The organism is Pseudomonas sp., assembly GCF_026224925.1.
GTDB lineage: Bacteria > Pseudomonadota > Gammaproteobacteria > Pseudomonadales > Pseudomonadaceae > Aquipseudomonas.
On the sequence record NZ_JAMFRV010000041.1, the window covers coordinates 1 to 1,954 of the forward strand.

The window sequence follows — 1,954 nt, forward strand, 5'->3', positions numbered from 1 at the left end:
AATACATCCATTACTACAACCATGATCGCATCAAGCTGAAACTGAACGGGCTGAGCCCTGTGGCGTACAGGACCCAGTCTGCTGCGGCTTAGCTATTTTTTGTCCAATTTTTTGGGGTCAGTTCAGTCTGTGGGACCGAATTCATTCGATGGCATGCCAGGAACGGCTAAACGAATGCGACTGCTGCCGTCTGCGCCATTGGCTCAGGCTTTGCTCCAGGCTCGCAGGGTTGTCGATCTGTTGTTTGCGCGCATGGCTAAACAGGATCAGCGCTAGCTCGGCGGTGACCAATGCATCGGCGCTGGCGTGGTGACGTTCGCCGGCTTGCAGGCCAAAAAATGCGGTCCAGTCATCGAGGCCCGCGTGGCGGATATTTGCATGGGGGAACAGCATGGGCGCCATTTCTGCCACGTCGAGAAACCGGTGCTGCAACCGATACCCAAGGCTGTCTTTAAGCGCACGAGTCAGCATGTGCTGGTCGAATGCAGCGTGAAAAGCCATAAACGGACTGTCGCCGACAAACTCCATCAGGTCCAGCAAGGCATCGACCGGCTCGCTACCCGCCGCGATGGCGCTCGGGCCTAAACCGTGCAACAGCACGCTGGGGCTGAGCTTGTGATCCGGCCGCAACAAGGTGCGCTCGAACTGTTGGCCGAAGTCGATGGCGCCGTCTTCGATCACCACGGCGCCAATCGACAGCACCAGGTCGCGGTTGAGGTTCAGACCGCTGGTTTCCAGGTCCAGCACCACCCAGCGTTGCTGGCGCAAAGGGTTTTGGTTGGTCGGCGCGCAGATCGCCAGGTTCTCCAGGCGCTGCTTCTGGCGAGCGTCGAGGATGGGGGCGGCGCTGCGTAGCCACGCGAACAAATTCATAGTTGATAGCGCAACGTCAGGCTGCTTTGCAGGCGTTGGGCTTGGCGCAGAGATTCGCGCAGGATGCGTCGATCCAAATGGTTGAGAATGTCCGGATCGACGCGGTTCGAATACGGCAGGTTTTGCCGACTTTGCAGTTGATGTTGCTGCATCCGGGTTTGTTGAATGAAGTGGTAAGCCTCTTCATACGCGGCGCCGTCCAGCGGTTCGATGACTTCTTTGTCAACCAATTGGCGCAGGCGTTCGAGGGTATTATTGGCTTCTACACCGTTGGCCAATGCGAGCAGGCGGGCGCCATCGACAAACGGCGTCAGGCCTTGAACCTTGAGGTCCAGGGTGGCTTTTTCACCGCCCTTGCGTGCCAGCACGAATTCACGAAAGCGCCCGACGGGAGGCCGCTGCCGCAGTGCGTTGTCGGCCATCATCCGCTGGAACAACCGGTTATCTGCGACTTGATCGAGAATTGCGTGGCGTAATTGATCGACGCTGCGCTCATCGCCCCACACCACCCGCAGATCAAAATAAATGCTGGAAGCCAGCAGATTTTCCGGCGTCGCTTCACGAATAAAGGCAGAGAAGCGTCGTGACCATTCCGAGCGCGACAGGCACAAATCCGGGTTGCCGGCCATAATGTTGCCTTTGCACAGGGTGAACCCGCATAGGGCCAGGCTTTGATTGATCTGTTGCGCCAAGGGCAACAGCTTCAGGCGAATAGCGGCTGCTTGCGCCGCATCTTCAGCTTCGAACAGGATGCCGTTGTCCTGATCGGTGTGCAGCGTCTGTTCGCGACGACCTTCGCTGCCAAAACACAACCAACTGAATGCAATGCCGGGGTCGCCTTTTTCCAGCAGCGTCAGTTCGATGACTCGGCACACGGTATGGTCATTGAGCAGGGTGATGATTTGGGTGATCTGCGTCGACGAAGCACCGTGGGCCAGCATGCGGTCGACCAGTTGCACGATTTCCCCGCGCAGGTTCGCCAGGCTTTCGATTTTCGGTGCGTTACGAATGGTCCGTGCCAAATGCACCAGGTCTACCCGTTGCAGAGAAAATAGATCGCGCTCGGACACCACTCCGCACA

The 1,954-nt window shown here is 57.9% G+C and carries 3 protein-coding genes; 1 reads left to right on the forward strand and 2 read right to left on the reverse strand.

All coding sequences use genetic code 11. The features are described 5' to 3' along the window. Positions 1–92: IS3 family transposase (locus tag M0974_RS01870; protein ID WP_297831952.1), on the forward strand; the 92-nt coding region annotated here is incomplete at its 5' end. A gap of 49 nt (positions 93–141) precedes the next feature. Here the strand turns inward: M0974_RS01870 and M0974_RS01875 are convergent. Both M0974_RS01875 and M0974_RS01880 read right to left on the reverse strand, forming a co-directional pair. Next, the gene (locus M0974_RS01875; protein ID WP_297831945.1) at positions 142–873 is read right to left on the reverse strand and encodes a PolC-type DNA polymerase III; all 732 of its coding nucleotides are present in this window, start codon (positions 871–873) and stop codon (positions 142–144) included. Further along, positions 870–1,954, reverse strand: a 1,085-nt coding sequence (locus M0974_RS01880) for a putative nucleotidyltransferase substrate binding domain-containing protein (protein ID WP_297831949.1), incomplete at its 5' end; no start/stop codon positions are given. The genes M0974_RS01880 and M0974_RS01875, both read right to left, overlap by 4 nt.

Bases quoted from the DNA above. Each gene is read 5' to 3' on its own strand.
- M0974_RS01875 (WP_297831945.1), bottom strand. From the start codon at position 873: ATGAATTTGTTCGCGTGGCTACGCAGCGCCGCCCCCATCCTCGACGCT.